10 protein-coding genes are annotated in these 10,844 nt (G+C 70.4%); 4 read left to right on the top strand and 6 right to left on the bottom strand.

Going from position 1 to position 10,844, the window contains the following annotated elements:
• Positions 1-36 precede the first annotated feature (36 nt).
• On the top strand, positions 37-822 hold the full coding sequence (locus QM806_RS15840; protein ID WP_005564819.1) for an alpha/beta fold hydrolase: 786 nt from the start codon (positions 37-39) through the stop codon (positions 820-822).
• Between the two features lie 10 nt (positions 823-832).
• Positions 833-1,141, top strand: a complete 309-nt coding sequence (locus QM806_RS15835; RefSeq protein ID WP_005564818.1) for an MGMT family protein — start codon at positions 833-835, stop codon at positions 1,139-1,141.
• 13 nt (positions 1,142-1,154) lie between these two features.
• On the opposite strand, the gene QM806_RS15830 is transcribed toward QM806_RS15835, so the two are convergent.
• Together QM806_RS15830 and yczR are read right to left on the bottom strand one after the other, a co-directional pair.
• Positions 1,155-2,420: a lipase family protein gene (locus QM806_RS15830; RefSeq protein WP_005564816.1), complete on the bottom strand. Its 1,266-nt coding sequence runs from the start codon at positions 2,418-2,420 to the stop codon at positions 1,155-1,157.
• Between the two features lie 142 nt (positions 2,421-2,562).
• Positions 2,563-4,008, bottom strand: coding sequence for a MocR-like transcription factor YczR (gene yczR / locus QM806_RS15825; protein WP_133986530.1), 1,446 nt, complete (start codon positions 4,006-4,008; stop codon positions 2,563-2,565).
• A gap of 61 nt (positions 4,009-4,069) precedes the next feature.
• Between yczR and QM806_RS15820 the strand changes: the two genes are divergently transcribed.
• Both QM806_RS15820 and QM806_RS15815 read left to right on the top strand, forming a co-directional pair.
• The gene (locus QM806_RS15820) at positions 4,070-4,195 is read left to right on the top strand and encodes a hypothetical protein (RefSeq protein ID WP_257226324.1); all 126 of its coding nucleotides are present in this window, start codon (positions 4,070-4,072) and stop codon (positions 4,193-4,195) included.
• A gap of 22 nt (positions 4,196-4,217) precedes the next feature.
• On the top strand, positions 4,218-5,966 hold the full coding sequence (locus tag QM806_RS15815) for an NTP transferase domain-containing protein (protein ID WP_283291997.1): 1,749 nt from the start codon (positions 4,218-4,220) through the stop codon (positions 5,964-5,966).
• Between the two features lie 4 nt (positions 5,967-5,970).
• On the opposite strand, the gene QM806_RS15810 is transcribed toward QM806_RS15815, so the two are convergent.
• The 4 genes from QM806_RS15810 to nirB all read right to left on the bottom strand — a co-directional run bounded on the left by QM806_RS15810 (position 5,971) and on the right by nirB (position 10,819).
• Positions 5,971-6,675: a sirohydrochlorin chelatase gene (locus tag QM806_RS15810; RefSeq protein ID WP_064080765.1), complete on the bottom strand. Its 705-nt coding sequence runs from the start codon at positions 6,673-6,675 to the stop codon at positions 5,971-5,973.
• Positions 6,672-7,829 carry a uroporphyrinogen-III synthase gene (locus QM806_RS15805; RefSeq protein ID WP_054247393.1) on the bottom strand — a complete coding sequence of 386 codons (1,158 nt, stop codon included), beginning with the start codon at positions 7,827-7,829 and terminating at the stop codon, positions 6,672-6,674. Before QM806_RS15805 ends, QM806_RS15810 begins: the two co-directional genes overlap by 4 nt.
• Positions 7,826-8,227, bottom strand: a complete 402-nt coding sequence (gene nirD / locus QM806_RS15800) for a nitrite reductase small subunit NirD (RefSeq protein ID WP_005574158.1) — start codon at positions 8,225-8,227, stop codon at positions 7,826-7,828. The genes QM806_RS15805 and nirD overlap by 4 nt, the downstream gene beginning before the upstream one ends.
• Before the next feature lie 81 nt (positions 8,228-8,308).
• Positions 8,309-10,819, bottom strand: a complete 2,511-nt coding sequence (gene nirB / locus QM806_RS15795; RefSeq protein ID WP_005574157.1) for a nitrite reductase large subunit NirB — start codon at positions 10,817-10,819, stop codon at positions 8,309-8,311.
• Positions 10,820-10,844 lie beyond the last annotated feature (25 nt).

Genomic DNA, 10,844 nt, shown 5'->3' with positions numbered 1-10,844 from the left:
GGTCCGACATCTCGTGCGGCGACCCGATCCGGCATCATGGGTCACGTGTCAGCACTGAATACGTACCTGTTCGGCGCCGAGGACGGCACGGAGATCCTCGCCCTGCACGGACTCACCGGTCACGGCAGACGGTGGGAGGCACTGGCCACCGACCAGCTGCCGGACGCCCGCTGGATCTCCCCGGACCTGCTCGGGCACGGCCGTTCCACGTGGGCGCCGCCGTGGAACCTCGAAGCCCACGTCGCGAGCCTCGTCGACACACTCGACGCGTATGCGCGGGGACCCGTCCTGGTGGTGGGCCACTCGTTCGGGTGCGCCCTGGCACTGCACCTGTCGCGCGCCGTCCCCGACCGCGTCCGGGGACTCGTGTTGCTCGATCCCGCGATCGGGCTCGATCCCGAGGTGATGCAGTCGGTGGCGGATCTCACCATCTCGTCCCCCGACTACACCGACATCGCGGAGGCTCGATCCGAGAAGGTGCACGGCTCGTGGGGTGAAGTGGCCCGCGACGTCCTCGAGAACGAGATCGCCGAACACCTGGTGCCGCTGGCGAACGGCCGGGTCAACTGGCGGCTGTCCACCCCCGCCGTCGTCACGGCGTGGGGCGAACTCGCACGCGAGGCCGTCCTGCCGCCCGCGCACCTGCCGACCGTCCTCGTGCAGGCGTCGAAGGTGCAGCCGCCGTATGTCACACCCGAATTCCGCAAGGCTCTCACCGACCATCTGGGCGACAACCTGACCGCCGTCGACCTCGACTGCGATCACATGGTGCCGCAGGCCCGGCCCGACGAGGTCGCCGAGCTCGTCCGCACGCTCCTCTGATGGTCGCGTGATGGTCGCGACGACGGAGGAACAGGTCGAGGCGGTCCGCGCACTGGTCGCGTCGATTCCGCCCGGACGGGTGGCCACGTACGGCGACATCGCCTCGGCGGCAGGGCTGTCCAGTGCGCGGACGGTCGGCTGGATCATGCGCACCGACTCCGCCGATCTCCCCTGGCACCGGGTGCTGGGCGCGTCGGGACGACCGGCGCCGCATCTCGCGCACCGGCAGATCGCGAAGCTCGAACTCGAGGGTGTTCCCATCCGGGACGGCCGCGTGGATCTCGCGGCGGCCCGGCACCGGTTCGATCAGTCCGGCTGACGCCCCGCCCGCCTCAGCACGTGCTCGGCGCGGGATCACCGCGGAACCGGGCGTCCATCCAGTCCAGCCCCTGCGGCAGCCCCAGCGCCGCCGCCGACAGGTGGTCGGGGGTCGGAGTGAGCAGAGTCTGCACCGGAGTGCCCGCGTCGCAGTACCGCCGCAGGGTGGTGTCGATCGAATCGACCGGGATCAGTGCGTCCGTCGGGCTGTGCCATTCGAAGATCGGCGTGGTGGGCACGCCCGGATACAGCTCCAGGCTGTTCTCCTCCATCACCTTCCACGCTTCCGGATCGTCCATGAAATTCTTGTTGTCGGTCATCTGTGATGCGCTGCGCCCGATTCCGAACAGCATGATCTCGTTGGTGCATCCGTTGCCGATCATCTGCTTCATCCAGCGGCCCTGATCGTTGAGCTGGCCGCTGACGTCGATGCGGTCCGGGTATTCGCGCTCCAGCCCCAGCGCGGCGGCCATCGCGAGACCGAACGCGGGGTGCGGGTTGGTGCCCAGGGCCTCCGCCATCTTCACCAGGTTCATCGGGGTTCCGCCCTCGGCGGCGCCGACGATGTTCAGTTCGGGGGCGTAGCTCGGTGCCAGCGCCGCCGCCCAGGCCGTGGCCATGCCGCCGCCGGAATATCCGCCCAGTCCGACCTTGCTGTTCTGCACCTGCAGTTCGGGGACTCGCTGGACGGCGCGGATGCCGTCGAGGGTGATCTGGCCACCGAGCTTCGCCGCGCCGTACGCCATCCTCGGTCCCAGATGGTCGGGCAGCGCCACTGCCCACCCGCGCGCGAGTGCGATGTTGAGTCCGGCGGCCTCGCGGATCTGGTGCAGGGGGTCGGTGGTGTAGAGCTCGGTGACGATCTTGCACTTGTTGCCGAGCGAATTGATGATGTGCTGGTACGACACCAGCGGGCCGTCCGGGACGTGGTTCGGGGGCAGCACGTACGTGGTGTTCGCCGCGATCGGCTTGCCCTCGGAGTCGGTGGTCCGGAACAGCAGCTCCCACATCGCGCTACCGGGGAAGTAGTACGACGGCGGCAGCTGGCGGATCTTCAGGACTTCGCCCGGAGCATGGTCGGCGACGTCCGCGGGCTGGATGTAGAAGGGGTCCGGGTCGGCGACGGGGAAGATGGCGTCGGCGGCGGGTGGGGACAGCAAGGGGGGCACCAGCAATGGTGGTTGTGCCGCGGAGGTACCTGCGCCCACGAGGGCGGCAGTCAGCGCGAGGACCGAGCCGAGTACAGCGGTGCCGAAGGATCTGCGGAACAACGAACCCATGAGATACCCCACAATTCAGCGAGCGGGTCGACGGCATCACTATGCCAGAGCGTCGATAAAGATCAGCCGCTTTCCCGGTACCGAAGTGGTCTCTGACCGATACTTCGATTCACAGGTACTTTCGCCGTCGAACACCCGCACGTCACACGACGAGCGTCGGCGTCGCGGACATCGAGGCGTCGCCGGACACGACCAGGGTGGCAAGGATATTCACGGCCGCAGTCAGCTCGGACACCGGCCGCGTGAAGGGTAACCGCTGGTGGTCGTCGAAAAGATGGCCGGTGCCGAATCGGGGCCCGGGAGCCAGCAGCAAGCCCCTCGACCGTGCTGCAGCGCCGAGTTCCGTCGAACTCGTTCCGCCGGGGAGCGTGCACCACAGGGACAGACCCCCGGCGGGCAGCACGTAGTCCCACCCGGGCAACTGCTCGTCGACGGCCGCCGCGAGCGCGTCCCGCTGCACCAGGAGGTCACGGCGGCGCTGCGCGACCAGACGGTCGTGCCAGGCGAACAAGCGCACGGCAGCAAGCTGATCCAGCACCGAGACCGACAATTGCCTGCGCGCCATGATCTTGGCCATCTGCGCGGTGCGGGCGGCCTCGGCGCGCACCCAGCCGATGCGGATACCTCCCCACACGGTCTTGCTGAGGCTGCCGATCGCCACGGTCGCCGATTCCGGGACAGGGACGCCGAACGGCTCGAGGTCGTCCGAGCCGTCCAGCACGAGTTCCGCCGCCACCTCGTCGACGACGGTCACCACGCCGTGGCGGGCCAGGGTCGCGGCCAGCCGCCGCCTGCCGTCGGGAGTCGCCCTGGCTCCCGACGGATTGGAGAAGTCCGGCATCAGGTACGCCACCGTCGGGGCGCTCTGCCGCGCAGCCCGGTCCGCCTCGGCCACGAACGCGTCCGGGTCGGTCGCATCGATCGGCACCGGAACAGGCCTGCCGCCGGCGGCCTGCACGGACTCGACCGCGCCGGGATAGGTCGGATGTTCGACCAGGACCCGGTCGCCCGCCTCGACCAGAGCCTCGAACACCACTTCGGTGGCATCGCCCGCGCCGCCGGTGACGAGGATCTGGTCCGCGGTGGTCGGGCGACCCCGGCTCGTGTAATGGCCTGCTATCGCCGCGCGGAGCGTCGCCAGCCCGCCGGGGTGGTATCCGTGCTGGGGCATGAAACGGGGCAGCTCGTCGACGGCGTCCAGATAGGCCTCCCTGAGTTCGGGGGCGGCGGCCGGCGCGGCGTTGACGAGGTCGACGACACCGTCCACCGGCGCACCCACCATGCTCCCCCACGCCGGCGGACCCGACGGCATCGCCACGAATGTGCCCGATCCGTGTCGCGCCGACGCCCAACCGGCCTCGCGCAGTTCCCGATACGCGGCACTGACGGTCACCCGGCTGAGCCGGAGTTCCTCCGCAAGGGCCCGTTCGGCGGGCAGCCGGACTCCCACGGCCATCGATCCGTCGGCGACCTTCTCGCGGAGGGCGTCGGCGAGCCCGCGGTACAGCGGTTGCCCGCCAGTGGGCGCCGCACCGAGCAGCACCGCCAACTCGGCTGCCGAGACGGTTCGGACTGGTTCCACACTCATACAGGCCACTTTCCCACAGAGGACTGGAAATCGCGGTCCACTTTGCACCGACAATCGATACATGCTGGTAATTGGAATCCTCTTGACCCTCAGCCTGGCGTCGGTGGCCTGGCTCTGCGTCAGCACGGCGCACGGCGGACGGTCCGGGCTCGCCGGACCCCCGCGCAGCCACCTGCACAGCGACTGAGGATGTGCGGCAGCATGAGGGAATGAACTCTGCCGCACCCGTTCACGCGATCGTCCTCGCCGGTGGACGAGCCACTCGGATGGGCGGCGTCGACAAGCCGGCCGTGGTGGTCGGCGGACGCCGGATGCTCGACACCGCGCTCGACGCCGTCGACGACTGTGAACGCATCGTGGTCGTGGGACCACGGCGCGCCGACCTCGATTCGACGGTGCTCCAGACGCAGGAGACGCCACCGGGCGCCGGGCCGGTCGCGGGGGTGGCCGCCGGACTGGCGGTCCTCGACGCCGAACCGGGAGACCGGGTGATACTGCTCGCGTCGGACCTGCCGTTCGCGGAACCCGCGATGGTGGAGGCCCTCGCCGCCGCCGTGCAGGACGCCGACACCGTGTTCGCGGTCGACGAGTCGGGCCGCCTGCAGTTCCTGTTGTCCGCGTGGCGCGTCGGTGCGTTGACCGAGCGCGTGCGCTCGCTCGGGTCGGCGGTCAATCAGCCCATGAAGGCGCTCGTTCCGGACACGTTCGACACGGTCCTCTTCCGCGGGGTCACCGACTGCGACACACCGGCGGACGTCGAGCGGGCCCGGAGCAGGGCCGCGGCGGCGCCGGTCACGATCGCCGAGGCCAGGGACGCGATCCTGACCGCGGTCCTCCCGCTCCCACCGCGGTCCGCGGCGCTCGGCACATCGCTCGGCGCCACCCTCGCCGAGCCGCTGCTCGCCGCCGAGGCTCTGCCGCGCATCGCCGTCTCCGCCATGGACGGATACGCCGTCGCGGGCGACGGTCCGTGGCTGCTGCGCGGTGACATCCGGTACGCGGGAAGCTCCGAGGAACTCGAGCTGGCGGAGGGCGAGGCGGCCCGGATCGCAACGGGTGCGCACCTCCCCAGCGGCGCCACCGCCGTCGTGCGGGACGAATTCGCCGTGGCGACAGACACTTCCGAGGGACCGCGACTGTCCCGCAGCCAGGACGCCCCCGTGCGCGACGACGCGCGACGACGCGGCGAGGACTGGCACGAGGGGTACCGGCTCGCCGTGGAGGGCACGGCCGTCACGCCCGCACTCGTCTCCGCCGCCGCGAGCGCGGAGGTGACCACCGCGGGGGTCCGCGGCCCCGTCCGCGCGCACGTGGTGGTGACGGGAGACGAGATCCGGCGGGAAGGTCCGCTGCGACGAGGGCAGACGCGGGACGCCCTGGGACCCGTTCTCCCCCAGTTCCTCTTGTGGTGCGGCATCCGGACGGTCGCGGACACGCACCTACGGGACACGTCCGACAGCTTCGACGAACTGTTCCGGGAAGTCCGCCAGCCCGACCTGATCGTGATCGTCGGGGCGACCGGCGGCGGCGCGGCCGACCAGTTGCGTGCGGCGCTCGACCGGGCGGAGGCCCGGATCGTGGTGGGGAGGGTGCGGTGCCGCCCCGGCGGTTCGCAGGTGACCGCCCTTTTGCCGGACGGACGGGTGGTGCTCGGGCTGCCCGGAAACCCGTACGCCGCGGTCGCGACGCTCCTGACCACGGTTCCGTCCATCGCGGCCGCACTCACGGGTCGCACTCCGGCACCGCGTCAGCTGGCGCGTATCGCGAATGCGTCCGAGGTCAGTGGCGACGCCACCCGGATCCTGCCCGCCGTCCCGCAACCGGACGGCACGTGGCGCGTCGACCCCGGAGTCCGGACCGCGCATCTCGCAGGCCTCATCGACCGCGAAGCGCTGGCGCTGGTCCCGGCGGGCGCGGCCGACGGGGATCTGGCAGAGCTGGTGCCGCTCCCGCGCTGACGGGTCAGCGCTGGAACGACAGGGTGCGCTGTGCGGCCGGAATTCCGCTGCGGTAGCGCTCCGCCACGAGGCCGACGATGGCCGGATCGACACCGAGCGGCTCGGCCACTCCGTCCGCACCGGCATCAGCGAGACGCGCGTGGAACAGTCCGTGGGCCAGGAGATACGACGCGACGAACACGCGCTTCTCGCCGTCCGCACGCAATCCGACCACCACGTCGGGGACGCGCGGCTGCGCCGTCGCCACGTAGCCGATCCGGACCCGCGACGCCACGAGTTCCGACAACAGCGCCGCGGCGCGCCGGACGTCGCGCAGGGCCCGCGGGTCGGACGAGCCGGCCGCGGCGAGCACGACCGCGTCGCCGGGCCGCCAGCCCGCGTCGACGAGGCGCCGCAGCAGGACCTCGGCGAGAACGGGGTCCGGTCCCAGCGCCCGGGTCACGGCCACCGAGGGGTGACCGCTGTCCGCGACTTCCCGCGGAACATCGGTGTGGACGTGGTAGCCCGACGCAAGGAACGCCGGGACCACGACGGCGGGCCCGGTGATGTCGCGGAGCACCTCGGCCGGCGACGGCCCGAGAACGTCCACGAAGGAGACCCGGGTGGGTCCGACCTGCTCGGCGACGGCGTCGGCGAGCGCGGCGATCATCTCCACGCCCCGGGGACTCCGCGTGCCGTGTGCCACCAGTACCAGTGCTGTCTCGTTCATTGCTGTCCCTCCTCACGTGAATCGACGCAGTCGACGGGGTCGAGAGCGAGGCGGTATCCCCGCTTGACCACCGTCTGGACGGCTTTCGGTGCACCCAGGGACGCCCGCAGCCTGGCCACCGCCGTCTCGACGGCGTGGGTGTCGCCGCCGCCACCGGGCAGTGCCGCCAGCAGTTCGTCCCGGGGGACGACCCGGCCGGGCCGGGCGCCGAGCGTACGCATCAGCGACATCGCAGCGGGGGGCAGCTGCCGCACCTCGCCGTCGACGACCACGCAGCCGCCCCGGATGCTCAATTCGTGCCCGGCGGTCTGGATCTTGTTCGCCCGCCTGGGCAGCTCGTCGGCGATGTGCCGGGCGAGTGCCCCCAGCCGCGAGCGCGCCGGCATCGTCGTCGGCACCTCGAGTTCGCGCAGCGGTCCCGCGGTCACCGGTCCCACGCAGGCCGCGAGAACTCGGTGCCGGAACGAGTGCAGCACCATCTCGATCATTCCGGTCTCCTTGGCGCGGGTCAGCAGCGAGGCCACCGCCGGTGCGCTGGTGAAGCTGACCGCGTCGAGCCCGCCGGAGGCGATCAGTTCGATCATCCGGTCCATCGGGGCCTGGTCCTCGAGCGGCGTCCACCGGTAGACCGGGACGGCGATCACGTCGGCGCCCGCACAGCGGAGCACCTCGCAGAAGTCCGCGACCGGCTCCCATTCCGTGGTGGCACCGTGCAACTGGACCGCGATGCGCTTGCCTTCGACGCCCTCACCGAGCAGGTGATCAAGCACCTCCGCCGACGACTCCGAGGCGGGTGACCACTCTTCCCGCAGGTCCGCGGCCCGGATCGCGCCCTTCGCCTTGGGTCCGCGGGCCAGCAGGCGGCTCGCGGCCAGTGCCCGGCCCAGCTCCTCCGCTTCGCCCCAGCCGTCCGCGGCCTCCATCCAGCCGCGGAAGCCGATCCCCGTCGTCGCGACGACGATCTCCGGCGGGTTGTCGATGATCTGGCGCGTGACGCGCTCGAGTTCCGTGTCGTCGGCCAGCGGGATGATGCGGATGGCCGGGGCGTGCACCACGGTGGCACCGCGCCGCGTCAGCAGCGTGGCGAACTCTTCCGCACGCCGGGACGCCGTGATTCCGATCGTGAACCCGCACAGCGGCGTGTCGTCGTTCACGCGTTCGTGCTGTGAACCTGGACGACGCCGGCCCACACCCGCACGTCGTACACGGGCAGCCGCACCGACTCGTCGTCGAGGCAGCGTCCGTCGACCAGCGAGAACACCTGCTTGAGCAGCGGCGACGCCACGGTGGGCTCGCCGGCCCGGTCACCCACGAGGCCGCGGGACATCACGGCCGCGCGCCCGAACGGGTCGATGTTGCCCACGGCGCGCAGTGATCCGTCCTCGAGGAGAAACAGTGCGACCTGCTCCCCGCCCCGCAGCAGCACCGCCACCCCGAGACCGGGAATCAGCTGGCTGAGCGGGCACGCGGACGTCCATTCGAGACGGCCTGACTGGACGCTTTCACGCCTGGTTCCACTGGCACTGTGCACGTTCATGTCGACGACGGTCATCACAGTCCTCCTTCGGGCTGGTGTGTATCCGTGCTTGGATACATCGTTCGGGGTCGGTGTTTCCGCAGCGTTAAGCGGGGATTACTCCGATGTAGAAGCTGCGAATTTCGGCATTCCCATCAACACCGGGACCTTCCGGACGCCCGTGTCGTCGAACGAGACGGTCGGATCGGCCTCCTCGGGCGCGTTGACGAACGACACGAACCGCGACAGCTTCTCCGGGTCCTCGAGCACGCCCGCCCACTCGTCCTTGTATCCCAGAACGTGCTTGGCCATGGCAGCCTCCAGATCGGCGGCGATGCCCAGACTGTCCTCGCACACCACGGCCTTGAGGTGGTCGAGCCCGCCTTCGAGGGAATCGACCCACGGCGCGGTGCGCTGGAGACGATCCGCGGTGCGGATGTAGAACATGAGGTACCGGTCGATGTACCGGACCAGGGTCTCGTCGTCGAGCCCACCGGCGAGCAACTGGGCGTGCTTCGGAGACTGGCCGCCGTTGCCGCCGACGTACAGGTTCCAGCCGTTTTCGGTGGCGATGACGCCGACGTCCTTGCCGCGCGCCTCGGCGCATTCGCGGGCGCAGCCCGAGACACCGAACTTGATCTTGTGCGGGGACCGCAGGCCGCGGTACCGGTTCTCCAGGTCGACCGCCATACCGACGGAGTCCTGCACGCCGTATCGGCACCAGGTGGATCCGACACAGCTCTTCACGGTGCGCAGCGACTTGCCGTAGGCCTGACCGGACTCCATGCCCGCGTCGACGAGACGCTTCCAGATCGCGGGCAGCTGCTCGACGCGGGCGCCGAACAGGTCGATGCGCTGACCGCCGGTGACCTTCGTGTAGAGGCCGAAGTCGCGGGCCACCTCGCCGATGACGATGAGCTGTTCGGGGGTGCATTCGCCGCCGGGCATCCGCGGCACCACGGAGTAGGTGCCGTTCTTCTGGATGTTGGCCAGGAAGTGGTCGTTCGTGTCCTGCAGACCCGCCTGGTTGCGGTGCAGGATGTGGTCCGAGTCGGTGGACGCGAGGATTGATGCGACGACGGGCTTGCAGATGTCGCAGCCCGAACCCTTCCCGTACTTCGAGATCAGCGCGGAGAACGTGCGCGTGTCGGTGGCCTGCACGATCTCGAACAGCTCGGCGCGGGACTGCTCGAAGTGCTCGCACAGCGCCTTGGACATCACCACGCCGGACGACGCGAGGAGCTGCTTGATGGTCGGCAGGCAGCCGCCGCACGTCGTTCCCGCGTTGGTGCAGCTCTTGACTTGCGCGATGTCGCAGGCACCGTCGGCGATGGCCCCGCAGATCGAACCCTTGGTGACGCCGTTGCAGGAGCACACCTCGGCGTCGTCGGGCAGGGACCCGGCGCCGGGCTTCTCCCCCGCCGGCGAGATCAGCGAGGCCGGATCGCCCGGCAGCTCACGTCCGACGAGCGGGCGCAGCGACGCATACGCGGAGGCGTCGCCGACGAGGATGCCGCCGAGCAGCGTCTTCGCGTCGTCGGACACGACCAGCTTGGCGTAGGTGCCCTTGGCGGCGTCGCTCAGGACCACCTCCAGGGCTCCGGGCGTCTGAGCGTGCGCGTCGCCGAAGCTGGCGACGTCCACACCCATCAGCTTGAGCTTGGTGGACAGGTCCGCGCCCGGGAACTCCGCCGCTCCGCCCAGCAACCGGTCCGCGACGATCTCCGCGGTGGTGTAACCGGGAGCGACGAGGCCGTAGCACCGTCCCTCCACCGCGGCGCACTCGCCGACCGCGTAGATGTTCTCGTCCGACGTGCGGCAGCCGAGGTCCGTGATGATCCCGCCCCGCTCGCCGACCTCGAGTCCGGCGTCGCGGGCCAGCTGGTCCTGCGGCCGCACACCCGCGGAGAACACCAGCAGCGCGGCCTCGATCACCGAACCGTCGGACAGTTCGACGCTGATCCCGTCCGGACCCTCGGTGATGCCCGCGGTGCCGACACCCGTGTGGACGGTGAGACCCAGGTCGGTGACCAGGTTGGCGAGCAGCGCTCCGCCGCCCTCGTCCACCTGCAGCGGCATCAGCCGGGGCGCGAACTCGACGACGTGCGGTGTCATGCCCATCAACTTGAGGGCGTTCGCGGCCTCGAGTCCGAGCAGGCCACCGCCGACGACGACACCGACGGCGCCGGGTCCGGCCGCGTCGGCACGCTTCCGGATGCCGTCGAGGTCGTCGAGCGTGCGGTAGACGAAGCACTCCGGCCGGTCGTGCCCGGGGATCGGCGGCACGAACGGGTACGAACCGGTGGCCATCACGAGAGCGTCGTACGCGACGACCTCACCCGAATCGGTGGTGACCTTGCGGGACTCCCGATCGATGGTCGCGGCCCGGCGGCCGATCCGGAGATCGACGAGAGCGTCGTCCGGGTAGTCGTTACCCGCGAGCGCAAGCTCCTTGGGGTCCCACGCCCCCACATAGGAGGACAGTCCCACCCGGTCGTACGCGGGGAGGGGCTCCTCGCAGAGCACCGTCACCGACCAGTCGTCCGACTCGTCGCGCGCACGCAACGCCTCGACGAATCGATGTCCGACCATTCCGTGCCCGATGACCACTGCTGACTTGCGGCTCATGCCGTCGCTCCTTCTAGCTGAATTA

Source organism: Rhodococcus sp. IEGM 1351, from assembly GCF_030056875.1.
GTDB lineage: Bacteria > Actinomycetota > Actinomycetes > Mycobacteriales > Mycobacteriaceae > Rhodococcus_F > Rhodococcus_F opacus.
Note: the sequence above shows the minus strand (reverse complement) of the source record. Positions and strands in the feature narration are given on the sequence as shown.

Coding starts and splice junctions, on each gene's coding strand:
- QM806_RS15840 (WP_005564819.1), top strand. CDS start 37: ATGGGTCACGTGTCAGCACTGAATACGTACCTGTTCGGCGCCGAGGAC.
- QM806_RS15835 (WP_005564818.1), top strand. CDS start 833: ATGGTCGCGACGACGGAGGAACAGGTCGAGGCGGTCCGCGCACTGGTC.
- QM806_RS15830 (WP_005564816.1), bottom strand. CDS start 2,420: ATGGGTTCGTTGTTCCGCAGATCCTTCGGCACCGCTGTACTCGGCTCG.
- yczR (WP_133986530.1), bottom strand. CDS start 4,008: ATGAGTGTGGAACCAGTCCGAACCGTCTCGGCAGCCGAGTTGGCGGTG.
- QM806_RS15820 (WP_257226324.1), top strand. CDS start 4,070: ATGCTGGTAATTGGAATCCTCTTGACCCTCAGCCTGGCGTCGGTGGCC.
- QM806_RS15815 (WP_283291997.1), top strand. CDS start 4,218: ATGAACTCTGCCGCACCCGTTCACGCGATCGTCCTCGCCGGTGGACGA.
- QM806_RS15810 (WP_064080765.1), bottom strand. CDS start 6,675: ATGAACGAGACAGCACTGGTACTGGTGGCACACGGCACGCGGAGTCCC.
- nirD (WP_005574158.1), bottom strand. CDS start 8,227: ATGACCGTCGTCGACATGAACGTGCACAGTGCCAGTGGAACCAGGCGT.
- nirB (WP_005574157.1), bottom strand. CDS start 10,819: ATGAGCCGCAAGTCAGCAGTGGTCATCGGGCACGGAATGGTCGGACAT.